The sequence below is a fragment of the Limnospira sp. PMC 289.06 genome, from assembly GCF_032350395.1.
GTDB lineage: Bacteria > Cyanobacteriota > Cyanobacteriia > Cyanobacteriales > Microcoleaceae > Limnospira > Limnospira platensis.
This window is the reverse complement of sequence record NZ_JARPLC010000002.1, coordinates 12,093-37,673: the sequence shown is the minus strand read 5'-3', so window position 1 is coordinate 37,673 and position 25,581 is coordinate 12,093. Positions and strand designations below refer to the sequence as shown.

Sequence of the window (25,581 nt, the reverse complement as noted above, 5' to 3'; positions counted from 1 at the left end):
AAAGCGATGAGCCAATTTAACCAGGAGTTTGAATTATTACTGCGATCGCGCTATCCGGTCATTTATATTCCCACATTAGAGGAGGAGCGCCTGGAGTTAGCTATCAAGCAGATAGGAAAGAACCAAGGCAATCGAGCGGTTTATGTGTGGGATTTTGTGGACGGTTACAACGAGGGAAATCCTAATGATATAGGATTGGCGGTTCGTAACCCCTTACTAGCTTTGGAGTTTGTGGAAAAAGTGCCGGACACGACACCGGCGATTTTTATTTTGCGGGACTTTCATCGGTTTTTAGATGATATTTCGATTTCTCGTAAAATCCGTAACCTGGCGCGTAGCCTGAAGTCTCAACCGAAAAATTTGGTGATTATTTCCCCCCAAGTTACTATTGCTGAAGACCTCAGCGAAGTGATCACGATTCTGGAATTTCCGTTACCCGATCGCCCCACTATTGCTAAGTCGGTAGAAGGGCTATTGATGGCAACGGGACAAACCCCGGAACCGCGTCTGTTAGATGAAATGGTGCGATCGTTTCAGGGTCTGTCTATGGAGCGAATTAGGCGGATTTTGGCTAAGGCGATCGCTAATCATGGGGAACTACAACCCAGTGATATAGAGCTGATTTTGGAAGAAAAACGCCAAACTATTCGCCAAACTCAGATTTTGGATTTCTACCCGGCCAAGGAAAATATATCTGATATTGGCGGACTCGATAACCTCAAAGATTGGCTACTACGGCGGGGCGGCTCTTTTTCGGAACGGGCGCGACAGTATGGATTGCCCTATCCCCGTGGTTTGCTGCTGGTGGGGATTCAGGGGACGGGTAAATCTCTGACGGCTAAGGCGATCGCTCACCATTGGCATTTACCCTTATTACGTTTAGATGTGGGGCGGTTGTTTGCGGGACTGGTGGGAGAGTCAGAATCTCGGACTCGCCAAATGATTCAGTTAGCAGAGGCTCTCGCTCCCTGTGTCCTATGGATTGATGAAATAGATAAAGCCTTTGCGGGGGTTGATGGTAAGGGCGATGCGGGTACAACTAGCCGGGTATTTGGCACTGTGATCACTTGGTTGGCTGAGAAAACTTCTCCGGTTTTTGTCGTGGCTACTGCTAATAATATCCAATCTTTACCGCCAGAAGTTCTGCGTAAGGGTAGATTTGATGAGATATTTTTTGTGGGTTTGCCTAACCAAGATGAGCGGAAGGCGATTTTTGAGGTACACCTAACTAAATTGCGCCCCCAAAGTCTCAAAAATTACGATATCGATCGCCTAGCTTATGAAACGCCGGATTTCTCTGGGGCGGAAATTGAGCAAACTTTGATTGAAGCTATGCACATTGGTTTTAGTCAAAATCGTGATTTCACTACTGAGGATATACTGGAATCGGCTAGTCAAATGATACCTCTGGCTCGTACAGCCCGCGATCAGATTCAATTTTTACAGGATTGGGCGGCGGCGGGTAAGGCTAGATTGGCTTCCCGACAAGATAGCCTCAATAAGCTATTTTAGACGGGGAATAGGCTATGTCATTTGTGGCTCCCCTTGATGTGGTCCCAATGTTCGCTATCATCAGGTTTGATTTAGTCGATTGTTTTTGGCGATCCGGATCAGATAATAAATGTTTCCCCAAATACTATGAGTCTTTATGGCATCTTTAAGTTTTTAGTCGGTGTGTTCCTAGCTATCTTGATTTTGGCGGGTGCAACTCTGGCCGCGGCTTTGTACTTTGCCGCTAGGTTGACAGAACTCCCGGAAAAGCCGACTTTTGCTACTGATCAACCAGTGGTGGTTGAAACAGCCAGCACCCCTACTCCTGAGCCTACTCCTGAGCCTACTCCTGAACCTGAGCCACAATTAGAGGAGGGAGCCTATCGGGCGATCGTGGTTCAACCCATTGGGTTAATTATCAGGGAGAGTCCTAGTCTTAATGCTAACCGGGTCGGTGGGGTCGGATATCAAGAAGAGGTTATTGTTTTGGAAGATAGCGGAGATAGACAATGGCAGCGGGTTCGCGCTGCAACTGATGAGGGTCGCACGGGTTGGGTAAGGGGTGGCAATACAGAGCCTATTAACTAAATTCTTGGGGTTGATGGCAGATGTGATCTGAAACACAACTTTCACCATGAGGCGATCGCACTTAGGGTATGAAACCCATCACCAGTTTCCATCCGTAAATTCACTGATTTACTTGATCGCGATCACTGCCAAATCTGCCACACCTTGAGATTATATATAATACTTACCTATTCTGAGCATCAAAGCTCACTCATCTTTCGTAGCATCTCTTTCGTAGTATCTCACTGGATTAGTGCCTAAAACAAGGCCAACAATTCAGAACGCGGTTTTCATCAGATATAAGCTGCCCCTGGGTCGCCTTTTTTTTGCTCCTGTAAGCGGCCCTCAGCAATGACCCACAGCAATGATGACTTTTTCAAATACTAGAGGGAATTTTAATAGAGCGTAAAAATTCGGCACTTTCTTCGGGAACAGATGTATTAATATACATTCCGCTTCCTAGTTCAAAGCCGGCGGTTAGGGAAACGCGGGGAATGATGGCAATATACCAGTGGAAATAATCCGTGCGCTGTTCAGCCGTGGGTATGGAACGAATAGTATAGTTGAAATCGGGGTTATTTAAACCAAAATAAAATTGAGACATTACTACTTTTAGCGTTTGGGCTAAATCCGGGATTTCTAAATCCGTAATTTCATCAAAGGAAGAAGCGTGATTGCGGGGAAAAATCCATGTATGAAACGGGGAAAGGGCGGCGTATGGAATAAATGCCACAAAATGCTCCCCTGCGTAAATAATGCGATCGCCTGCTTTTAGTTCATCTTTGAGGGTGCGACAAAAAAGACATTCTCCCGTATCATCGTAGTAGCGGACTGCTTCCCTAGCGCGATCGCGCCATTGATAAGGAACAATAGGAAGGGCTGCAATTTGGGAGTGAGGATGTTCTAAAGAAGTCCCAGCACTTCCTCCGTGGTTTTTAAAAATAATGATGGTTTCAACTCTAGGGTCTTTTCGTAGTTCGCCATAGCGTTGGCGATAGACCCGGAGAATATTGCTAATGTCTTTAATATCCATCAAAGCAATATTTAAATCGTGGCGAGGGTGTTCGATTACTACTTCATGATATCCCACTCCCGACAGGGATTTAAAGATACCTTCACCATGACGAACTCGTTGACCAACATCAGAGAGAGCCGGATATTTATTCCCTACTACTCTCACTCGCCAACCACCATTATCAGCCAGTCGTAAACACTCTTGAGTTCCGGTTAGATGTTCATTTCCGGGACAAAATGGACAGTCATCTCGGTAGGTAGGTAAGGGTTCTAGTTTAGACAAGGGGGGCGCAAATTCATGGGGTCTTTTAGACCTTTCTGAGGCAATAATTACCCAGTCTCTAGTGATTAAGTTTTGTCGTAGTTCAGTCATTATATTTTCCTAAGTATGAGCATAAATAGGCGGTTTTGAGGGTGGTTAACTACGGTCTATCTGTTGCCTTTCTATCGCTTCAAAAAGAGCCTGAAAATTGCCTTCACCAAATCCTTGTGCTGACTGACGACGTTCTATTAATTCCCAGAAAAAAGTGGGTTGATTAAAAATTGGATGGGTGAAAATTTGCAACAGCATTGATGCTGAATTTGAAGGATGCCAGTCTACTAAAATTTGATTTTTTTTGACGAGTTCCCAATCTTGCTGTAGTCGGCAAGCAGCTCCCCTAGCCTCGATTGTATCATAATAATTTTCGGGAATTGATAAGAATTGTAAACCCTGATTTTTGAGAAAACCAACGGTTTCAATAATGTTGGTTGTCGTCAGTGCAATATGTTGTATTCCTGAACCTCGGTTAAAATTCAAAAATTCTTGAATCTGGGAATTTGGGGAGGCGGGTTCATTGATGGGAAATTTAATTTTTCCTTGGGGGGATGTCATCACCTGACTGTATAAGCCAGAGTAATCAGTTTGAATGTTAAAACTTTGTTCGGGGTTGAGTCCTAAAACAGAATTGTACCAGTTTGCCGCAACATTGAGATCACCTACTTCGACATTTAAGACGACATGATCAATGGCTGTTAAATGAATCGGCGATCGCTTTAGTTTAATTGGGTATTGACAGCCGGGAAGCCATTTATAGGGGGAAATAGCCTTAACTTCAATCAGGGAATGTTGCAAGGAACCCCAACCGGAAATAATTCCCCATTGACTAGCAGCGATCGCACTATCATGGCTTTGTACGGGTTGCAGAAGTTTTGCGCCGCCAGAAATAGCGCGATCTATTGTTTCGGATAAATTGTCTACCCGAAAGGCTATATCAGCAATTCCGGGGGGGTGTTGGCGGAGAAAGTTCGCCACCGGACTCTGTGGGTGGCGGGGTGAGGACAGGAGGATATAAATCGGACCATTGGCCATGGTGATTGTATGATCGTGATCATTGATGTTTTGTCCCACCTCCTCAAATCCGAATTTGTCGATAAACCAGTTGCGAGATACTATGGCATCCTCAACATAGATATGAATGTGGTCGAACTCCATAAATTAGTGATGACAATTTGGCCATAATTGAGACAATCCACCTTTTAGTATAAGAGATACAGACAGGCGATCGTGGGTAAATTAACTCAGTTCGGATTTAATAAACCAACCTGCCAACCTCTGGAGGTTTGTTTGAGGTGAAAGGAACCGCAAGACTCCAAAAAATTGGGTAATTTTTTGCTATGATTCAATTGGCGAAGTAACTTATTGATAGGTACATGATATTTGGTCATAAAATTACTCGCTAAAATTGAGACATCCACTAAAGAATTAGGGGATTTTTTAGTTATTTCTTTGATAATACTAACTAACGCATTTTCTAAATCATCGGTGGATTTGATTGGTGTCGGTGTAGTGTTTGATTTATTTTTATGGGCAGTCTTGGGTGGTAAGCTATCCGTAGAAATCGTGAAATTTTCATTAAATAAAGTTACATAAATTTGAGATTGATCTGAGATTTTATGTACCGCAAAAATCAGAGGGTTTTTGAGAAAAATATCCTGGACTTTAAAATCAATAAAGTGTTCAGCAATTACCTGGCTCAAAGTCAATTTATGTTGATGATGATAAAGGCTAGATATTTTGGTTAGCTTAATCCAATAGCAATTAGTGCGCTTTTGTTCAGCCACAATTAACTCTTGCAATTGTTGCAGCAATTCTTCCACTTTGGGAATAACTTTTTTGGACGATGATAAGGAATATTTTTGAGTCGTGCCATTTTGACTATTAAATACCACAATTTGGTCTTGATCTTTGCGGACATGATAAACAGTCAAACCGTGAGATTGTAAAGTATTACAGAGATGAATTAAGGCTTGATCTGATGAGCAAACCAGCACTTCTCGCGCCGTAGGATAGTGTACAAAAATTGATGACCCCACCGTTGCCATTTTGAAATCCGCGCTATCCTTTCCTGCGGGTACATGAATCAACTGATAGCCTCGTTGATGAAACTCGGCATCTTTTTTGCCTAAACTGCGCCAGTTCGCAAAAGCCACCCTAATTTGTAAAGGATAATGACAGATTTTTTCTAAAAACTTTTCGGCGTCAGCGTTTAGCTGAATATTTTCCGCATCAAGTAGTAGAATACTCGCTCCTTTATCAATCATTCCATTACCATTTAAGTTAGGAATCGAAGCATTTAGATGTTGGTTTTTATCGTAATTGAGGAGTTGCTGAAGTTTAGGCTTGAGTTGATTAAAGGTATTAGTAGCGATCGCTTCTGAATTTAGCAGAGATCTCAGATAAGATCTCACCCAAGATAGCAATACTTCGGGGTTAGGCGCTTGACCCAACCCGTGATTCAATTTAGCTAACAGTTTAGTTTTATACTCAGGTTGTTCCCAGGAAACACTCTGATAGCGGATATGTAAGCACTCCGGGTGCTGTTGTTGAAACGACACAACGGTCTGATAGATCAGGTTACTGATCTGATTAACCGCCGTAGTTCCATTATTCGTCTGTGGCACGAGCGACTTATGGGGCATACCCCTACACAAACCGTCAAAATTTGTTCTCTATTCTTTAGATTAGCATGGAGGATGGCGATCGGGTGGATCATCGTCAATAACTATGATCCCCCATCCGACTAATGGCTTAACTACTCCTCTTTTGGGGTCTAATCACGCACCCCAACAAGATTATACCCCTGACGTTGATAATGATATCATACTTGGGTATAATCAGGGGATAGGATCATCAGCAAACCTACGGACATCTAAGGGTTATAATCATCTGAGCCAGGGACTCTGGCTGTCCGGGACTCCGTGGATAGTGATTTCCCGTTGAGGGAACAGTGAGGCAATAATGGTTCGATCGCACCATAATTGAGGTTTGATAAGTACCATGATTAACAGGATTATGTCACAATAGAAAACAGTTAATTGAAAAACTGTAAAAATCATGGCACGAGATCTGCGGGGATTTTTGAAAATATTAGAAGAACGGGGACAGTTACGAAGAATTAGCGCCCTGGTAGACCCGGATTTAGAAATTGCCGAAATTTCCAACCGAATGCTACAGTGTGGCGGTCCTGGGCTGTTATTTGAAAATGTCAAAGGTGCCGCTTACCCGGTAGCCGTGAACCTGTTGGGGACCGAACAAAGGGTCTGTTGGGCGATGAATATGGAACAGCCCCAGGAGTTAGAAGAATTAGGTAAAAAACTGGGGATGTTACAGCAACCTAAACCACCTAAAAAAATCTCCCAGGCGATAGATTTTGGTAAGGTTTTATTTGATGTGGTGAAAGCCAAACCTGGGCGGAATTGGTTTCCTCCCTGTCAGGAGGTGGTGATTGAGGGAGAAGAGGTAGATTTAACTAAAATTCCCATGATTCGCCCTTATTCTGGTGATGCGGGAAAAATTATTACTTTAGGATTGGTAATCACTAAAGATTGTGAAACCGGAACTCCTAATGTAGGTGTATATCGCTTACAATTACAGTCTCATAATACCATGACTGTTCACTGGTTATCCGTGCGTGGTGGCGCGAGACATCTGCGGAAGGCGGCGGAAAATGGTAAAAAGTTAGAAATTGCGATCGCCCTAGGTGTTGATCCGCTGATTATCATGGCGGCGGCTACTCCCATTCCCGTAGATTTATCTGAATGGTTATTTGCGGGATTATATGGGGGTTCTGGGGTACAATTGGCTAAGTGTAAAACGGTGGATTTAGAAGTTCCCGCAGATTCAGAATTTGTCCTAGAAGGAACTATCACCCCAGGGGAAGTGCTACCCGATGGACCCTTTGGTGATCACATGGGTTATTATGGGGGTGTCGAAGATTCGCCACTGATTAGGTTTCACTGTGTCACCCACCGCCATGATCCTATTTATTTAACTACTTTTAGCGGACGACCACCCAAAGAAGAGGCGATGATGGCGATCGCCCTTAATCGGATTTATACTCCTATTCTGCGCCAGCAGGTATCAGAAATTTGTGATTTCTTTTTACCAATGGAAGCCCTCAGCTACAAAGCCGCAATTATTTCCATTGATAAGGCTTATCCCGGACAAGCGCGCCGCGCGGCTTTAGCCTTTTGGAGTGCTTTACCGCAGTTTACCTATACCAAATTTGTGATCGTGGTGGATCGAAATATTAATATCCGCGATCCGCGCCAAGTAGTATGGGCGATCGCCTCAAAAGTTGACCCATCAAGGGATGTATTTATTCTCCCCCATACCCCCTTTGATAGTTTAGATTTTGCGAGTGAAAAAATTGGTTTAGGGGGAAGGATGGGTATTGATGCGACCACCAAAATCCCCCCAGAAACCGAACACGAATGGGGGGAAGCCTTAGAATCTGATCCAGATGTCGCTAAAATGGTGGAACGTCGCTGGGCTGAATATGGGTTAGGAGATTTGAATTTAAACGAAGTTGACCCTAATAAATTTGGCTACGAAATGAATTATATTCAGTGACCCCAACCGTATATGGGCGGGTTTATCCGTGCTATTGACAGCTATTGACAGCTAAAAATAAGCCCCAAAACCCGCCTTTGATGAGTTGATTTAATCAAAAATCGCCCCCCGGTTTTTCAAGTCAAACTTGGCATTTTCCGAAAGTCCAATCGCCCCTTTAAATTGAGCGCCTTCTACTTGAGCATTAGTCAAAAAAGCGCCACTCAAATTAGCCCCTCGCAAATCTGCGCCCTTGAGATTAGCCTCTTTCAAATTCACCCCAATTAAATTAGCTTCCGTCAAATCAGCATTAGTTAAATCATGTTTTTGACCCCCATGATTAGAAATTTTCCAAATCACACGCCACTTAGGGTCTAACTGAGTGTCATCATTAATTAAAGTACTACTCAAATTAGCCCCCCTAAAATCAACATTGAGTAACATAGAACCACGTATATCTGCACCAATCAGATTAGTATTATTTAGTTGTGCATCTTGCAGGTTAGCATTACTCAGATTAGCCCCAATCAGTTTGCTTTGAGTTAAGTTAGCCTGTCTGAGATCCGCGCCAATTAGCTGGGCATAAATTAAATTGACACCACCCATACTGGTACTAAATAGTTGAGCCTGATTAAGAGAAGTCCCCATCAAATTAGCCCCATTCAAATAGGCTTTGGTCAAATCTGCACCCCGGAGATTAGCATGACCCATATCCGCATTAATTAAATTAGCTTCTATCATTTCTGCTAGACTTAAATTCGCTTGAGTAAGAGTAGCATTCATCAAATTAGCTTTATTCAGATTAATGCTATTAAGATCAGCCCCTTGAAGTTGAGCGCCAATTAAAATAGCCTTGTGAAAATCTCGCTCCCCTTGAGCATAAGATGCTAGTAATGTTTCAGCATTCATCTGGCTTTTATCTCCTAGTTAGTTAAAATTAAAGGGCAATTGTCCGGGTCGTTAATATCAATATCATCAATGAGTCGTGGCAGGTTAAAAAACACAAAAATATGCTACTATGGAGAGGTTTAAGATGATAATGAATTACTCCTCACTGGGTGTGGTTTCCTGGTTTTCTGTTCCGGTATGGTCGTCCACAGATTGGGATTTTGGGCGACGATTTCGGCGGGCTGATTTCATCAGTTTAACCTGATAAGGATCAGCATCCGATCGCCAATAAACTCTATGTCCTCGAATTTCCGCGCAGTGTTCCTCCAGACATTTTAACCAACCTCCGAGGGTTTGAATAGCTGATTTGTCATCCAGAAGCCCCCAGTCTTGTTCCTGACAGGTAAGTTTAGCAAACTTTTCATACGAGGGATAGTCTGGGGTAACGAAGGCTTCCTTAGCATAAAGAATCGGAGCATTAGCACCCTGATAACTTCGATAACTGACCTGGAGATCTCGCAGGTCGATCGCCATTTTGGTTTGTAGGACCGGATGAGGATTAGTATCAAAATCAGGATAAAATAAATAGGTTATTTTCGGCGTTTTAATATGAAATTTAATCAACGTTGTTCCTTCTAAGCGTCCAATCGTCTGATGGGCGCAACCCTCATACACCCTTAACAGGGGGTCGAGTTTCTCTAGGGCGCTAATATGAACCCAAAGGGAGTTTGGGCGCTTCTGACCTATTTCGCTATGATAACAGCATTCAGCAATTATATCAGGGTTCCCCATACTATAAAGCATGACATCAGCCAAAGCACAAGCCTTCTTATAGCTACCAAATAACCCTTTAATGTCATTTTTGACCTGTGCAGATAAATCCGACAATTTCGGACGTTTTCCAAACTGACTGAGGGCTAGATAAACCAGCAAATCTTGGCGACGACGATCTGCTACTTTTTCCCATTCTTGTGAGTTAGTGGCTTGCATAATTACCTTAAAAGCGCGTTTAATAGTTCCAAATTCTGCCTCAATTTCGGAAGTTTGTGGCAGTTCTGACCCCACCGGAAGCCGACCGCGATCGCACAAAAACTCTATCAAAGGTTGCAGGAGTTCTTGATATTCTTCAAAACGCTTAACCTGGACACAAATGCGGGGAGAAGAAACTCGCGATCGAAATCGGGAGGCGCGAAAATTCTCAGCTTCTGATTCATCTCTAAATACCAAATAAACACCCAAATCAATCGGGATTGAATCCACATTCAAAACCTGATCAATATAGATTTTCAACTCCTCTTGCTGGTAATACTTTTGAAAAGTATTGCGATTAGTAATCACCCCATCTCCATAAGCAATAATACCACGATCGCAATCATCAATCAAAATTTGCGCCGCCACAATTAACACCCTTTCCGTTAACTCCCAGGACCGAATTAATGCTTCCCGTCTTTCCACCTGACATTCAATCACATTAATCACATAACCCAGATTCACAATTTCCGATACAATTTGGGCAGTTTCTGGGGAATAGTAAGGGTCCCAACCTGCTGATAAATAACCGCGATCGCTTATTTGTTTTAAATCACCTCCATAACCACAACCATAATCAAAGAAACTGCTATTTTCCCGAAATAATCCCGCTTCCAGCGCCAGGCGTACAGGGCGAGATAAACTTTTCCGAATTATCGCAGCTTTGTGGCGTTCAATGCGAGGAGTAATCGTAGCTGTTTCCCATTCCTGATCAGACAGATACACCACCTGATGATCCTGAATCGCCACACCACATCTAACCAGATGATTTAACCAACCTTGGCGGGTTCCAATACTGCTATAAAGTCGAGTTTTTTTACTCAACAATCCTAGCTTTTCCTCCATCTGGGTTAATTGGTAAAAACTGTCATAAAGGGGATAGTCCGCCGCCACAAAAGTTTCTTTACGGTGTAGGATAGGCGGGTTATTGCTGTTAGTATAGTTAGAAAAATTTACTCTACCCCTAGGGACTATCACTTGATAACTCGTGGCTAAATCCGGGTGAGCATCTGTATCAAAATCTGGGTAAAATAAATAAGAAATAATCGGTTTATCCGTATGAAATTTAATCAGAGTTGTGGGGGGAACTGGGTTAAGCGCTTGGCGGGCTAGATGTTCATACAGGCGCAGCAGCGGGTCAAGGCGGTTAAGGGCAGAAATATGCACATACAGCGCGGCGGGGAGTTTTTTACCAATGGGGCTTTGGTGACAACAATGGGCGATCGCCCTAAGTTGATGAAGGGCTAGTAAAAGCTGGTTAACCCTCACACAGGCTTGCTGGTAGCTACCAAAAGTGCGATCGATTTCCTCATGCCACTGTGTCGAAAGGTCACTAAATCGGTTAATCTGGGGGGGAAGCTGAAATTCAATCGCTTTCTGGGCTAAGTATAAAATCAAATCATCGGCGGTGGGGTGAACATTTAAACCCGTTGTTGGGCGGTGATTGATGGCAAAATCCCAACTGTCACTGCTACACTGAATGACATCATGGTTGTTCATTGCAACTGATCTCCACAGTCGGACTATCTTAGCAGCTATTATATGACATAAAGACCTCCAGGAAAATTCCTCCCTTGTCTTTTTTCAAAAAGATTGCTATATATTTAGCAGTTTCCGCCAAACCTTAACCGAAATTTTAGATGATTGCGATCGAATATTTATCTATTGCCATTGCTATCCTGCTGTTAGCTAGTGTCATTGCTAGTAAAGCTGCCATTCACTTAGGTGTTCCTAGTTTGCTACTGTTCCTAATGATTGGAATTGTCACGGGTTCCGAAGGTATAGGCGCTATTGAATATAACAATCCCGAATTAACCAGGACTATCGGAGATATGGCGCTGACTATTATTTTATTTTCCGGCGGACTAGATACTAAGTGGGCGAAAATTCGTCCCGTGTTAATTCCCGGACTCACTCTCGCTACAGTAGGAGTCGGGTTAACCACTCTTTTATTAGGGATTTTTGCTTGGTTTATGCTGGGTTCCTTTTCCACCTTTAATATTGGCGTAAGAGGAATTAATTTAACTGAAGGATTATTGTTAGGGGCGATTATTTCTTCTACTGATGCAGCCGCCGTATTTTCAATTTTGCGATCGGGTAATTTAGGTCTGCGGGGAAATCTGCAACCTTTGCTAGAATTTGAATCTGGCAGTAATGACCCCATGGCCGCTTTACTAACTATTGAAATCGTGCAAATCTTGGAACAAGGGCAGTTCTCATTGTGGTCTTTAATCCTATCGGTGATTATGCAAATGTTGATGGGCCTGGCGATGGGATATGGCTTGGGCAAGGGGACAGTTTGGGCCATTCGTAGCATGAATTTAACTGCTGAAGGGCTATATTCTGTAATGACACTCGCTCTAACTTTGCTGACCTATGGTTTAAGTACCGTTGTCGGTGGTAATGGTTTTCTGGCTGCTTATATAGCAGGTTTAGTGGTTGGCAATTCCCACCTTCCTAGTGCAGGAAAAAATATTTTTAGTTTCTATGAAGCCCTAGCTTGGCTGATGCAAATTATCATGTTCTTAAACCTAGGATTGCTAGTGATTCCGTCCCAACTTATTCCTATCGCTGCGGTGGGAATAGCAATGGGTTTATTTTTAATTTTCGTGGCGCGTCCCATTGCTACCCTTTCTTGTCTATCATTAGTAAAGATGCCAATAAAAGAGAAACTATTTGTTTCTTGGGTAGGTTTACGGGGGGCTGTTCCCATTGTTTTAGCAACTTTTCCTTTAACCGCTGGTATTCAAGGTGCTAATCAGATTTTTCATGTCATCTTTTTTATGGTGATTGTATCTTTACTGGTTCAGGGTCTATCCCTATCACCTCTAGCTAATAAACTTGATTTAATGGCGGAGTCAGAAAATTAAAAATCTCAATTTGCGGGGTAAAATTATCATGAAAATCAACATATTTATAGGGGCGATATTGGCGGTGATTTTAGTCGCCTGTACACCCCAACCAAGTACCATAACAGGTCAACAACAATCGGGGTTAGAATCAACTACAACCGAAAAATTTACCGATGCGGCTCAAACCATTGATATTAGTGAAATTCAAGCTATAGCAGGACAAACTGTTTATATTCCGGTTTACTCTCATATCTATTTCCGAAACACCCAACAGGCTTATAATTTAGCCAGTACACTTAGTATTCGCAATACAGACCCAAATTCTCCCATCATTATCACTTCTGTGAGTTACTACAATACTGATGGTAATTTGGTTAAAAATTACCTTGATAGTGCCCTGAAAATGCCACCTCTCGCCAGCATGGAGTTTTTTATTGAACAAAGCAATACTAGCGGGGGTTCTGGTGCTAATTTTCTGGTTGAATGGGTATCAGAAAGCGCCGTTTCTGAACCGATAATGGAATCAGTAATGATTGGTGTATCAGGAACCCAGGGGTTAGCTTTTACCAGTCGAGGACAAGTAATTAATAATCAACCATAGATAATTAGATGGTTTTCAGAACCCCCTCGCTGGGGGAGAGGGTTACTTAACTACAGTCGATTAAAATTCATCCTCAAGAATAACTGCCAGAACCCGCTCAATGATATAATCGGGAGTGGTATTAGTATCTTCATCCAGCAAAACTACAATAGTCATTTCCTCATCAGGAAGATGCCATAAGGCTGATGAATAACCATCTATTCCCCCAGTGTATCCCCAAACATCTCCCCATTCTTTAGCATCCCAACTATTAACTCCTAAGCCATAAAAACCCCCCTCATTATCTGGAAACCAATTAATCATTTGATCAAAGGTATCCTCATTTAAGAGTTCATCAGTCATAAATAGGGTTTCGGCAAATTTTCCCACATCATAAGCACTGGAAATTAAGCCACGATCGCCTAAACCAGTGCCTAATTTTTCCGGACTGATGCAATTTTGACAACTCTTGTGTTTCGGGGGGGGAGTTTCGCGGTATTCGGTAAAGGTATCCTTTAAACCGAGGGGGTCAAAAATCCGCGATCGCATTTCTTGATACAGAGGATTTCCGGTTACTGCTTCCACAATCAACTCTAGCAAAATATAGTTAGTATTCGAGTAACAATGACCCGCGCCAGGAACCCCCAGAGATTCTAAATTATCTGCCAAACAGATAGCCTCTTTAGCCGTCAAAAACTGATTTTTTTCCCGTTGACTAGCGGCTTGTTGAAACTCATCAGTTTCCAGGTAATCATCTAAACCGCTGCTATGATTAAGCAATTGTCGAATGGTAATTTTATCGCTATTTTCAAGGCGATCGCAGATTTCCTGATCCAGCCATTTCGTCAAATTATCTTCTAAATCAAGGCTACGATTTTGGTATAATTGTAAAACCACCGTAGCCACAAAAACCTGACTAATACCACCAATCCGAAAGCGATCGCGACGCTGGACTTTATGGCGTTTGGTAACATAAGAAAAACCCGATGCTATCTCATATTTGCCTTCAGGGGTTGCCACATAAAGAACTCCCCCCGGCACATTTTGTTCCGCCGTCGCTTCATCTAAAAGAAATTGTAAACTTTCAGTTAAGGCCATCATCATTACAACTAGAGTGTATTATAGTTTAGGATTAGCTATAATATCATTATCCGGCCAAGGAATCACCTTTTGAGTCGCCAAATATTCAGCCACAGCGATCGCGCCATAGCGGTTGAGATGACTAGGGTCAGAGAAATAGTCATAATTATCCGACCAGCGCCACCCCAAATCGAGAAAAACCAAACCCGTTTCAGCAGCCACCCTCTCCATGTGTTCACGGAATTTCTCCTCATAGGCACTGCGAACCGGGTCAAAATAATGATCAGTTAGTGGCATATTGACAAATACCACAGGAATCCGAAATGATTGAGTATAAGCGATTATATTCTTCAAAGATTGGGTCTGAATGCCGTCTAATTGAAAATTTTGATAATCGCTATCATAATAACCCGAAACCTTAGCATGATTTTGATAGTAAATTTCCGGGTCAAAGCGCACCGATAAAGGCAAAAATCCATTGGGCAAAAATCTAGCTTCCTCCTCGGTTTCTGCCTCGGCTAATTCCTGTTGTTCCGAGGGGGTTGGCGGGGTAGCAAAGGCGCGACCATTAGCAATAGATTGTAAAACTGCCTTGAAGCGATCGCGCTGTCTATAGGCTTGGGATACCTGGGAAATTTGTTCTTGAATAGCCTGTTGAAACTGCTGTTGGTCCCACCTTCCGTCTAGGGCATTTTCCGTCAATGCTATCAAAGTTTCCTGAAGATTTGGGGGTGGTTCAAAGGAATCTGGGGGGACAATTTGAAAAGTTCCTTGGCTAATTTGTTGATAGGCTTCTGATGCAGAAATCGCCTGATAAGTCCGGTCTTCTCGACCACTATTTAGCGCCCGCACCCCATCAGCTAAAATAATCAACTGAGGCAATTGTTCAGGGGGCAAAATCCGCCGAATAATTAAATCAACAATTTGCACTGTTGCCCCATTTATGCCAAAATTAAACACCCGTAAAGGCGGATGACCTTCTGCTACCAATCCCCTACTCAAAACCTCTGGATCAATGCCTCGCAAGGCGCGAGAACTGCCGATAATTAGTATATCTGGGGGTCTTTTATGGGTGGCGATATATTGTTGATAGCGGACAATCTGTTCATCTAGTTGTTGGCTGCGGAAAGTCGGGTAAACAAATTGCGACAAACGGCATTGAGTATCATCAATATCACAAGCAGCAGCGATCGCCGATTTTCCTGGTCGGGAAGTAAAACCAGAGTCATTAAAAACCCCATCACCTTCACTCACAGCCAACACCTGTAAACTCGATAGCCAACCCGTGGGGGGGTCTTGTGTCAAGGTAGGGACTTGTTCCCCTTCAGTTTCCGCCTCCGAAATATCAGCAGAGATAGCAGTCATAGCAATAGAATCAAGCAGACTCCCCACCAGGCGATCGCTCTGCCAAACCATCAGCAATCCCAGTAGCCCACAAGCCACAGCCAGAGCGCGTTTCTGATACCTCTGAGAGGTTTTTTCAACGACAATATCTGGGCAGTTTTTACTGGTAAATAACTGAGAAGCCATCAAAACTTGGCTAATGGTTTCGCTCAGGTGATGCAGTGCTGATAAAACCTGAGATGATGGCAAATCACTATCTGCACCATCAACATTAATAGCCGGAGAAAATACCAACTGTCCGACCTGTTCTCCCACCGCCGTGGCGGTTAATTCTGAGTCGATAAAATCTTCCGAAGCAGTTAATGGTTGATCTATCTCCGTCGGTTTTAAGGAAATACCATAGCGCCAGAGGGGGTGTTTTTGACCCGCCCGCCGTCCATAGATGCGGACTCCTTCCACCCCTTCAATTCCTTGGGCTTGTAAAAATCTAGCGATCACGAGGGCGACGCGAGACTGAGAAGGACAAGTAGGCGCTTCTGTCATCACATGGATAAATTTCCCCTTGCGTAACGCCAGAACTTTAATTCCCCCGGTGGCGAGTTTAGTTTCTAGGTCAGGGTTAATCAGACGTTCAATTTGGAATTTAATCGCATCGATATCCCCTTGGGCGGCGAGGGTCTGGGTGGGGGTTTGCAGGTCGGGATGTTCAAAAGCAGGTAAATTTAGCCAATCAATCCAAGTCGGCTTTTGGGCTTCTTTACCTGTGGGGCTGATTTCTACGCCGTAAATAGTGGCGGCGCGAATACCTTGGGGGCCGATCGCATTTAAAATTTCCCGACAAGCGGTGACAACGGTTTCCTTCTGGGGGGAGAGGCGACGACGATGATTTTTCGTATCTCCTAATTGGTGACAAAACAGGTGTAGGGTAGATTCTTTCAGAGTCGCCCTAAGTCCAATATCTAGTGCCGCTAGTTTTTGATTAAGCAGAATGGCGATCGCCTCAGAGTCTCCCCAGCGCGCCCAATCTTTCAGAATGCGATCGGGGGGAGTTAGGTCAATCCGTAGCATCCAATCCGCTTTAGTTTCCCCTTCCACCCTTAGTAAAATGCAGGCATCGCGGAAGTCTTGCAGTTGCAATTCCCGCAGTCTACTAGCTATAGGTTCCGCTAATAGGGAAGGGTCCGGGCTGTAGGCTGACTCACACAGTACCCATAACCGCCGCCGTTTAGATCTCCATAGGGTTGATTTGTCGCTTTTCTGGTTGCGAATGCTGACTTTGACGCTGACCCCCAACCCGCCCATAATTTCGCTCAGAATACTGGCGATCGCATCAGGATTACCCCGGCGGGCTAAATTTTCCGGGGTTGCCACTAGGGCTGGTTCCACCGGACTATCGGGAGGGGTAGCTAGGTCAGTTGGTGGCTGCTGATTTTCCGCCTCCGTGTCATTAACCGGGGTAATGATGACCCGGGGCTGGTCAGAAACAGTAGTCGTTGAGGAAGATTGGCGATCGCCAATGAATGTGCGATCGGCTATATCCCCCAACCATTTACGCAGTCCCACACCCTGACCCTGATCTCCTGTTGACCGAGGGTGCAGTGCGTGTACTGTAGCCGAAGTCGGATAATCCAGTTTAACCGTCCACTCCGGGCGTTTAGCACCTGTCTCGCGACCCGAAACAAATATCTTATAAATTTTCGGCGCATCGCGGGGCAGCAAGGATTCTAGTGGCGTGCGGTCTAAAGCCATCTTGAATTGAGACACCACCACCGTCTCTCGAGGAGAGGGCTGTCCCTCGCACAAAATATGTAAATGATTCCCTCGCAACCTGGTCTGTACCTCAACCCCGGCTGTGGCGATCGCATCAATTGACCATTGCGTTAATCCTGAATAATCCCTAACCACGCGCTACATTACGCCAAAATAAGTTACAATCTACACAATTCCGAATTCCGGGTTCATGGGTACTCTCAGGCTTAAACTCCTGAAAGAACCAACTGACCTCGCTTCCCAACTCTTGGCAGCACCAGACAGGCCACTGCTTGCCACGATCTTACTGTTTTTATGTTCGTTTCGAGAGTCTAACCGGCTAATTAAGCCCCGACAATACCATTATACATATTCCCATAGTCAATTTTCCCAGGGGACGCGGTAGCGACCCGCCCGCACATATTCAGCATAACTCAGCGGCCTCTCTGACGGGAAGGTTGCCCCGGATCACATCTTCTGGCATAGTTAGCTTAACCAACTGTTGAGGCAAGTTACAGATGTCTTCTGCTGATGATACCCCTGTTTCCGACCCTATAGCCCCGAAAACCCCCCTTTTACCTTCCGATTTGCTTTTGGGGTTGGCCACAACCCCTGTGGTTGTGGCTTTTGCTGCCATTCCTATAGTGCAAGAGTTGGTGTTGAGTCTCAGTGAGGGTAGCGAGGAAGTTTTCCGAGGCGCGCGCTTACCCGTCCTCCATTTTCCTAACCAGGGAAGCTACTAGCCTCCCAACCTTCCCTGGATGTTTATTTGCCCCATAATTACTCACCAAATACAGGTAATAAATTCAGCAGCCCGAATTGATGAATAAGGGCTGATGGGAGGGGATATTTACCCTAGGGGGAAAGCCGATTACCTGGGGTAAATATATCTGGCAATATGTCCCCAAAATGCCTCTCACTGATTATAGCACAACCGGGGCTAATTTAATTGATAAATTAGATACAATCATCGAAAATTTGATAGTGTGATGATGGGAGTTTCTTAGAAATTTCTGGGGAGATATTTCACCGAATGTCTACCGGGCAAGTATAATGTTTAAGATATTCTTGCTAACTACGGAACAGGCCCTATGAGTTCACTGGTCCAATCCTCAGAACCAATCCCTAGCGCAGTAGTGTCATCTAACGTCACTGCAGGAGCTTCTGAACTGTTGTTAAGGAATCGCCTAAAAATTGTCGAAGATTTATGGGAAAGTGTCCTACGTCAGGAGTGCGGAGAGCAATTGGTAGATTTACTTCTACAGATGCGATCGATGACCTCACCAGAAGGACAAGCATCGCCGGATTTACAAGCCAATGTCTGGCAAATTATCAAAGAGCTTGATATCAATGCAGCCATTAGAGCAGCGCGAGCATTTGCCTTGTATTTTCAACTGATCAACATAGTCGAGCAACATTATGAGCAGCGCGAGCAAGAGTTAGCCTATGCTCAGATCAAACAACAAGGAGCACCAGAGAGTCCCGCCGACAAGTCGAATCGCTCCATTTTTGAAACTCGTCATCAGCGCTTTTCCACAGCCGAAGAAACACCAGTGGAGCTATTAAATCAAACTAGCCAACGCCAAAATGATCGCGATTTAGCCACATTCCATAACCTATTTCCGATGCTGCAAAGGCTAAACGTCCCCTCCCAGGTGATTCAGCGGCTACTAAATCAACTCGATATTAGGTTAGTATTCACAGCTCACCCCACAGAAATTGTACGCCATACAATCCGCACCAAACAGAGGAGGATCGCCAAAATTCTCCAGCAACTAGATACAGTAGACGAAAGTTATGGCAAAGTAGACAATAAAGATCCCGAAGCCACCGGGTTAGTAAAAACTTGGACAGGTGAACTACAAGAACAACTAACCGAAGAAATAAGGCTGTGGTGGCGTACTGATGAACTGCACCAGTTTAAGCCCACAGTTTTGGATGAAGTCGAATATAGTTTGCACTATTTCCAGGAAATCTTATTTGATGTAATTCCCCAACTGTACCAAAGGATTAAACAAACCCTACACCCGTGTTTTCCGCACCTGAAACCACCCAACTACGATTTTTGTAAATTTGGGTCTTGGGTGGGAGCCGATCGCGATGGTAACCCGTCAGTCACCCCAGAAGTCACCTGGAAAACAGCCTGTTATCAACGGGGTATGATTATAGACAAATACATTCAGGCTGTTGATCATCTAAGTCAACTGTTGAGCCTATCTCTGCATTGGAGTGACATTTTACCAGAATTACTCGAATCTCTAGATCGCGATCAGGTACAACTTCCAGAAGTTTATGATCAGGTAGCCATCCGCTATCGCCAAGAACCCTATCGGCTCAAACTATGCTACATACACAAGCGCCTACAAAATACCCGCGATCGCAATCAGAGACTTTCTACCAGTAACGAAGTAGAAAGGGAACGCGAGCGCATTGTCACCAAAGAAAACGCCGGAAGTCTGTACAATTCAGGCTCGGAATTTCTGAAGGAATTAAAGCTAATCGAGCGGAACCTACTAGCCACAGGTATCCAATGCCGAGATTTAGAGAACCTCATCTGTCAGGTAGAAATTTACGGCTTTTATCTAGCGCGGATGGATATGCGGCAGGAATCCTCCGTACATAGTACAGCCTTAAATGAAATTGTAGACTATCTGCAACTACTAGCCAGGCCCTACGATGACCTCACCGAAGCCGAGCGCACCCTGTGGCTAATCACAGAATTGCAAACCCGCCGCCCCCTAATTCCCGCCGAGTTACCCTTTTCCCAAAAAACCTGTGAAACCATTAACACTTTCCGGGTCATGCGAGAATTACAGCAGGAATTTGGTCAGGAAATTTGCCAAACCTACATTATCAGCATGAGTCATGATGTTAGTGACCTGCTAGAGGTGCTGTTGTTAGCCAAGGAAGCCGGACTGTATGATCCGGCCACAGGAATTGGTAATTTGCAGGTAGTACCCCTGTTTGAAACCGTAGAGGATCTTAAAAAAGCCCCCTCAGTAATGAAAGACCTGTTTGAGTTACCCCTATATCGCGCACTGCTTGCGGGTGGCTACCAAAAATATCAGCAGGTCAGCCAAGATATGAACGCCTCTCTACAGGAGATTATGTTAGGTTACTCCGACAGCAATAAAGATTCGGGGTTCCTCAGTAGCAACTGGGAAATTCACAAAGCCCAGAAAGCCCTACAAACCTTGGCGGAATCTTACTATGTCAGTATTCGCATCTTCCACGGTCGCGGTGGCTCTGTGGGACGCGGCGGCGGACCGGCTTACAAAGCCATTTTGGCTCAACCCGGTAAAAGTATTAATGGCCGCATTAAGATTACCGAACAGGGAGAGGTTCTCGCCTCCAAATATTCTTTGTCTCAACTGGCTCTGTATAATTTGGAGAGTGTAGCCACAGCCGTGATTCAAGCCAGTTTACTCCATACCGGGTTTGATGAAATTGAACCCTGGAATCAAATTATGGAAGAGTTATCTGTGCGATCGCGATCGTGTTATCGAGCTTTGATTTATGAACAGCCGGACCTAGTTGATTTCTTTGAGCAGGTAACACCCATTCAGGAAATTAGCCAATTGCAAATTAGCTCCCGGCCCGCTCGTCGCCAAAGTGACAAGAAAAAAGATATTTCCGGTTTACGAGCCATTCCTTGGGTGTTTAGTTGGACTCAGAGCCGCTTTTTGCTACCCTCTTGGTATGGGGTCGGTACAGCCATAGAGCAGTTTATTCAAGAAGAACCCCAGGAAAATATCAAACTGCTCCGTTACTTTTACATTAAATGGCCATTTTTCCGCACTACCCTCTCCAAGGTAGAAATGACCCTGGCTAAAGTTGACCTAGAAATGGCTCATCACTATGTGCGGGAGTTGAGTCATCCTAAAGATCGCGATCGCTTTGAGGATTTATTTGAGCGCATAGCCAAAGAGTTTAATCTGACCCGTCAAATGGTTCTGGAAATTACCGGACAGCAACAGTTACTAGATAATGATCCCGTACTTCAGCGCTCAGTGCGACTGCGTAATGGCACAATTATTCCTCTCGGTTTATTGCAAGTGTCTTTACTCCAGCGCCTGCGTCATCATGGAACTTCTGCTACTCCCGGCGTAATTCATTCGAGATATAGCAAAGGGGAATTGTTGCGCGGTGCTTTATTAACCATCAACGGTATCGCCGCCGGAATGCGTAACACAGGCTGATCATCTCCAGACCTGGGACATCTTATCAGTCGCCAACTATCACCAGTGGGGAGTTTAGGGGCGCGTGTCCTTAGACTTCCTTGCTACCACAGGAAAAACGTGCTATTGATTAGGGGTATTTTTCAGACGTTCCGGGGGCGGGTTCCGTGAGTTGACTGGTTTTTCCAATGGCATATCTAGCACCCGCCCCTACAGTTCACGCTATCGCAATTTATGTCTGTACAACTTGTACCTTTGCATATCCCTAGTGGTTGGGCAATTCTGCACAATTCTTTTGGTGATGTAGACCCAGTGATCGAACATGGCTACATTATCAATGGTGAGTTTTTTAATGAAAATTTGCTATCCGCTAAACCAATTGAGTTCAACGGAACAGACTGGGTGACAGTGGGTGACGGCTATCTATTGCAGTTAGGATGGTATCCTGAATATCGTCCAGAAGGCTGTTATCGCTTAACCGTCAGCCAGGGAAGTGGTGATCAAAAAATTGTGGTTAAATACGAGTCTAAAGAACGGGAGGAAATTCGTCAGGTCCTACAGCGTTGTTTGGGTTGGGTTTCCCGTCGTGTGGGTATAGATGAAATTGGTAGCCTACTAGAAATTGAAGGCAAACAAATTGATAAAAATCCGCTAGGTTTCCGGGGAGTCCGCAAAAAAATTGTGGGGATTTCCGGGGATAAACTCAATAGATCAACCTATAGTCAGGTGGGTTGGTGGTCGCCTGTTTACTATGAGGTTTGCAATATGGCTTATCTCGACCAAAAATCAAATCGGATAGACTCTAATGGCTTGACACCAGAGAACAAGATGGCATAATAATGCTCACCAAAAACTTACTTGATTGAGGAGATTTAAACACTAATGGTCGTGTCTGAACAAAATCAACAAGCATCCACATATACAGACGATCGCTTTTTTAACCTGCCCTTGTTCGATATCTTAATCGAGTTCTTTAATGAGGATGGTTGGGTTTATAAAGAAATCGAACATCGCCGAGTCGTGGCTTTGGGAATTGAGGGCAAAAATGGTCGTTTTGATTGCTATGCGATCGCCCGGGAAGAGGAAAAACAAATCACGGTTTACTCGATTTTTCCGGTGAAAGTACCAGACTATAAACGCCAAAATATCTCGGATTTTGTCACCCGGGCTAATTATGGCATGGTGATTGGTAATTTCGAGATGAATTTCTATGATGGGGAAATTCGCTACAAAACCAGTTTAGATGTAGCAGGCGATCGCTTAACTCCCGCTTTAATTAAGCATTTGATTTATACCAATGTTTCGACAATGGATAAATTTCTCCCTGGTATTATGTCGATTATTTACGGCAATATTTCACCAGAAGAAGCCATATCACGGTATTAATTAAGTGGGTCAGTAGGGGCAACCTTCTCTGGTTGCCTATCCTTTCCCACCCCAATAAACCTGACTAAACACTTGACAAAAAAGCAGATTTATGGTATGTCTGCTTAAAATCTTTGTTGCCAATCGTCACCAACCCGGATGGTCAAATCCGAATTAATTGCACCAGTAGAAGAAGCCCTAACCGTACCAAAACCGATATATTCTTGCAACATTTCAGCACTAGCTAAATCTCCCCCCTGGACAATAATCTGAGTCGATCGCATAGTATAAGGCAACCCCGGCACAACATAAACATTATTAAAGCCCTGCTTAAACAAATAATCCGCGACTCTTTCGGCTGCTTGTGGGTTTCCAGAGGCATTTTGTACGGCAATTTTAGTACGTTTAGACAATTCCTGATAACCCGATCGCTGTAATGGTCCAGGTAAGACAAACCCGGTAGAATCAACCCGAAAATATTGAGCCATAATGCGATCGCGTGCCGCGTCATCAACCACCCAATAACTCGTATATCCGCCCATGTCTCGCCCAGGTAACATCACCATTCGCACCTGTTGCGGTTCCAAATTCAACCCAAACTTAACCAGAGTCAGCATCTCCTCAAAATCCAAATTAGTATCAACATACTTCAACATCACCCGAATAATCTGAGGAATACGTGGCAATACATCAGGACTCTGTAAACGTTCTCGAATAGCCTCCATTAAAGCCTGTTGGCGTTGAATCCTGCCAATATCTCCATAAGCATCACTACGGAAGCGAGCAAAATGATCAGCCTGATCACCATCAATAGTTTGCCATCCCGGAGATAAATCAATCTCCAACTGTTGGGTATTATCCCGATAGGACATCGGATAGGGAACAAACACCTCCACCCCCCCCAACAAATTCACCAACTCCTTAAAAGCGCCAGTGCTAACTCGGACATAGCGGTTAATCTGCACCTGATTAAGGGTATCAGCTACCACCTCCGTAGCCAAGGAAGCGCCGCCCCAATAGTTAGCCTCGTTAATCTTACCCACACCCATACCAGGGATAAAAACCTCGGTATCACGGGGAATTGATAGCAAATTCAGATGGCGATCGCTCGGATTAAAATTCACCAAGATCATGCTATCACTGCGACCCCCAAAAACTTTCCCATCTTGTTCCTCGTGTGGTAGGGGGGGATCTATCCCCATGACCAAAATATTCACAGGTCGGGACAGACGAAACCGAAAGCGATCGCGCCATAATGAATTGAGAACCATCGATGCACTTTGTGGCTGTTCCGGTTTCAATGGAGACAGCAAAGCCGTTAGCGCCCCCAAAGTCGCCGAAGCGCTAGTAATGATCAGTGCAATAAAACTCAAAAATATTACCCGCAGGACTTTAGGTTGTCTTTGGTTGGTGGTGGGATAACTCATAAAATCGCCAATATCCTTTAATCTTGAACATGAAGTCAACTGAAGCTCAAAACTTTAAATCGCATGATACCCGTTATTCTCGCAGGTGGTAAAGGTGAGAGGTTCTGGCCTCTGAGTCGTCGTATCCGACCCAAACAATTTCTCAGTTTAGACGGTACTGGTCAAAGTTTATTACAAAGCACAGCAGAACGCTTGCTACCCTTGAGTAAAGGTGGTCCGGGTTTGTGGGTGATTACCTCCGCACTCCTAGAAAATGGAGTTCAGCAACAGTTACCCGATATCCCACCCGCAAATATTTTAGCCGAACCCCAAGGACGAGATACCGCCCCCGCCGTCGCCTGGACCGTCATTGAAGTTGTCCGTCGCTATGGGGAAGATACCGTGATTGGCTTTTTCCCGGCTGATCATTGGATTGGAAAACCGGATATTTTCCACGAGGCGATTAAATCAGCGGAAAATTTAGCTATCAGTCAGGATCTAATTGTCACCCTGGGGTTACAACCTCAATATCCGGCTACAGGTTACGGTTACATTGAACAGGGCGAAAAAATTGGCACTTTTGGCGATTTCACTGCTTATCAGGTAGCCCAGTTTACGGAAAAACCTGATCAAGAAAGGGCTGATCAATTTTTGGCTACTGGTCGGTTTAGTTGGAATGCGGGAATTTTTATATTTAGGGCTGGGGTGGTTCTTCAGGAATTACGCGCCTATGTCCCCGATTTGATTACCGCCCTGGAAGCTGAAGGAGCCAAGGCTTATGCTAACATTGAAAAAATCAGCATTGACTATGCACTGATGGAAAAAACCCAGAAAGCCTGTGTTTTACCAGTCTCTTTTGGCTGGGATGACCTGGGAGATTGGAATTCCTTAGAACGTCTTTTACCGAAACAAAATGGCAATGTGGCATTAGTCCGTCACTTGGGACTCGATACCCAAGATTCTATTCTGTATGGGAGTGATGAAAATGAGGTGATTATTACTATTGGGGTTCAGGATTTGGTGGTTGTTCGCGATGGTAATGTGACTTTGATTGTTGATAAGAACCGCACCCAGGATATTAAAAAGGTCTTGCCTCAGTTGGAGGATGATCCTGATTTGAGAGAACTTTTATAGGGAGGGCTGGCTACTTATCTGGTAGGGTGCA

Annotated in this window: 18 protein-coding genes; 10 read left to right on the top strand and 8 right to left on the bottom strand. The window is 44.3% G+C overall.

Going from position 1 to position 25,581, the window contains the following annotated elements:
* Positions 1–6 precede the first annotated feature (6 nt).
* Both P5674_RS00940 and P5674_RS00935 read left to right on the top strand, forming a co-directional pair.
* Positions 7–1,512 carry an AAA family ATPase gene (locus P5674_RS00940; protein WP_014277486.1) on the top strand — a complete coding sequence of 502 codons (1,506 nt, stop codon included), beginning with the start codon at positions 7–9 and terminating at the stop codon, positions 1,510–1,512.
* 126 nt (positions 1,513–1,638) lie between these two features.
* On the top strand, positions 1,639–2,079 hold the full coding sequence (locus P5674_RS00935) for an SH3 domain-containing protein (RefSeq protein ID WP_006619271.1): 441 nt from the start codon (positions 1,639–1,641) through the stop codon (positions 2,077–2,079).
* A 355-nt stretch (positions 2,080–2,434) separates the two neighbouring features.
* Here the strand turns inward: P5674_RS00935 and galT are convergent, their stop codons facing one another.
* The 3 genes from galT to P5674_RS00920 all read right to left on the bottom strand — a co-directional run bounded on the left by galT (position 2,435) and on the right by P5674_RS00920 (position 6,033).
* Positions 2,435–3,445, bottom strand: a complete 1,011-nt coding sequence (gene galT / locus P5674_RS00930) for a galactose-1-phosphate uridylyltransferase (protein ID WP_315669721.1) — start codon at positions 3,443–3,445, stop codon at positions 2,435–2,437.
* 45 nt (positions 3,446–3,490) lie between these two features.
* Positions 3,491–4,546 carry a 4-hydroxyphenylpyruvate dioxygenase gene (hppD, locus tag P5674_RS00925; protein WP_006622014.1) on the bottom strand — a complete coding sequence of 352 codons (1,056 nt, stop codon included), beginning with the start codon at positions 4,544–4,546 and terminating at the stop codon, positions 3,491–3,493.
* An 86-nt stretch (positions 4,547–4,632) separates the two neighbouring features.
* Positions 4,633–6,033 (bottom strand): NYN domain-containing protein, encoded by a 1,401-nt coding sequence (locus tag P5674_RS00920; protein WP_006622013.1) that lies wholly within the window; start codon positions 6,031–6,033, stop codon positions 4,633–4,635.
* Between the two features lie 415 nt (positions 6,034–6,448).
* Between P5674_RS00920 and P5674_RS00915 the strand changes: the two genes are divergently transcribed.
* Entirely contained in the window at positions 6,449–7,966 is a 1,518-nt protein-coding gene (locus tag P5674_RS00915; RefSeq protein WP_006670706.1) for a UbiD family decarboxylase, read from the top strand.
* A gap of 90 nt (positions 7,967–8,056) precedes the next feature.
* Here the strand turns inward: P5674_RS00915 and P5674_RS00910 are convergent, their stop codons facing one another.
* Together P5674_RS00910 and P5674_RS00905 are read right to left on the bottom strand one after the other, a co-directional pair.
* A complete protein-coding gene (locus P5674_RS00910; protein WP_315669720.1) occupies positions 8,057–8,854 on the bottom strand; it encodes a pentapeptide repeat-containing protein in 798 nt (265 codons plus the stop codon).
* A 135-nt stretch (positions 8,855–8,989) separates the two neighbouring features.
* Positions 8,990–11,362 carry a DNA phosphorothioation-associated putative methyltransferase gene (locus tag P5674_RS00905; protein ID WP_006670708.1) on the bottom strand — a complete coding sequence of 791 codons (2,373 nt, stop codon included), beginning with the start codon at positions 11,360–11,362 and terminating at the stop codon, positions 8,990–8,992.
* Positions 11,363–11,502: 140 nt separating this feature from the next.
* Here P5674_RS00905 and P5674_RS00900 point away from each other — a divergent pair, with 140 nt between their 5' ends.
* Together P5674_RS00900 and P5674_RS00895 are read left to right on the top strand one after the other, a co-directional pair.
* The gene (locus P5674_RS00900) at positions 11,503–12,732 is read left to right on the top strand and encodes a potassium/proton antiporter (RefSeq protein WP_008051942.1); all 1,230 of its coding nucleotides are present in this window, start codon (positions 11,503–11,505) and stop codon (positions 12,730–12,732) included.
* A 28-nt stretch (positions 12,733–12,760) separates the two neighbouring features.
* Positions 12,761–13,315: a DUF3124 domain-containing protein gene (locus P5674_RS00895; protein ID WP_006622007.1), complete on the top strand. Its 555-nt coding sequence runs from the start codon at positions 12,761–12,763 to the stop codon at positions 13,313–13,315.
* 60 nt (positions 13,316–13,375) lie between these two features.
* On the opposite strand, the gene P5674_RS00890 is transcribed toward P5674_RS00895, so the two are convergent.
* Both P5674_RS00890 and P5674_RS00885 read right to left on the bottom strand, forming a co-directional pair.
* On the bottom strand, positions 13,376–14,398 hold the full coding sequence (locus P5674_RS00890; RefSeq protein ID WP_006622006.1) for a serine hydrolase domain-containing protein: 1,023 nt from the start codon (positions 14,396–14,398) through the stop codon (positions 13,376–13,378).
* 15 nt (positions 14,399–14,413) lie between these two features.
* Positions 14,414–17,623 (bottom strand): hypothetical protein, encoded by a 3,210-nt coding sequence (locus P5674_RS00885; RefSeq protein ID WP_315669719.1) that lies wholly within the window; start codon positions 17,621–17,623, stop codon positions 14,414–14,416.
* A gap of 362 nt (positions 17,624–17,985) precedes the next feature.
* Here P5674_RS00885 and P5674_RS00880 point away from each other — a divergent pair, with 362 nt between their 5' ends.
* The 4 genes from P5674_RS00880 to P5674_RS00865 all read left to right on the top strand — a co-directional run bounded on the left by P5674_RS00880 (position 17,986) and on the right by P5674_RS00865 (position 23,031).
* Positions 17,986–18,210: a hypothetical protein gene (locus P5674_RS00880; RefSeq protein ID WP_006622004.1), complete on the top strand. Its 225-nt coding sequence runs from the start codon at positions 17,986–17,988 to the stop codon at positions 18,208–18,210.
* A 348-nt stretch (positions 18,211–18,558) separates the two neighbouring features.
* Positions 18,559–21,666 (top strand): phosphoenolpyruvate carboxylase, encoded by a 3,108-nt coding sequence (ppc, locus tag P5674_RS00875; RefSeq protein ID WP_006670891.1) that lies wholly within the window; start codon positions 18,559–18,561, stop codon positions 21,664–21,666.
* A 213-nt stretch (positions 21,667–21,879) separates the two neighbouring features.
* Positions 21,880–22,482 carry a hypothetical protein gene (locus P5674_RS00870; protein WP_006622002.1) on the top strand — a complete coding sequence of 201 codons (603 nt, stop codon included), beginning with the start codon at positions 21,880–21,882 and terminating at the stop codon, positions 22,480–22,482.
* 45 nt (positions 22,483–22,527) lie between these two features.
* Positions 22,528–23,031, top strand: a complete 504-nt coding sequence (locus P5674_RS00865) for a YbjN domain-containing protein (protein WP_006622001.1) — start codon at positions 22,528–22,530, stop codon at positions 23,029–23,031.
* 104 nt (positions 23,032–23,135) lie between these two features.
* Here P5674_RS00865 and P5674_RS00860 read toward each other — a convergent pair whose 3' ends face one another.
* Entirely contained in the window at positions 23,136–24,437 is a 1,302-nt protein-coding gene (locus P5674_RS00860) for an LCP family protein (protein ID WP_006622000.1), read from the bottom strand.
* Positions 24,438–24,500: 63 nt separating this feature from the next.
* Between P5674_RS00860 and P5674_RS00855 the strand changes: the two genes are divergently transcribed.
* On the top strand, positions 24,501–25,550 hold the full coding sequence (locus tag P5674_RS00855; protein WP_006621999.1) for a mannose-1-phosphate guanylyltransferase: 1,050 nt from the start codon (positions 24,501–24,503) through the stop codon (positions 25,548–25,550).
* The last annotated feature ends 31 nt before the right edge of the window (positions 25,551–25,581 follow it).